Genomic DNA, 230 nt, shown 5'->3' with positions numbered 1-230 from the left:
ACATAGACGACCGACGCTGTGGAGGGGAACGCCTTCTTCGACAGGGCGACCGCGGTCTCGTAGCGCGTCCCGCCGTACACCCGGTCGGTCGACGGGTTGGTCCCGCCGACGGACACGCTCGCGTTGCCGCCGATCTGAACCGTCGCGCCGTTCTGGAGGTCGGTCGCGTAGACGCTGACCGTGTGGACGCCCGGATTCGTGTGAACGGTGACGGCGAAGCCGTGGTTCCC

General features: G+C 68.3%; 1 protein-coding gene. It reads right to left on the bottom strand.

Annotated features, from left to right (window positions below):
- Nucleotides 1–230, bottom strand: a 230-nt coding sequence (locus tag AC1RPN_RS09270; RefSeq protein ID WP_481763893.1) for a cell wall-binding repeat-containing protein, incomplete at both ends; no start/stop codon positions are given.

The sequence above is a fragment of the Dellaglioa sp. CoH-57-MRSF-20 genome (assembly GCF_056781955.1).
Note: the sequence above shows the minus strand (reverse complement) of the source record. Positions and strands in the feature narration are given on the sequence as shown.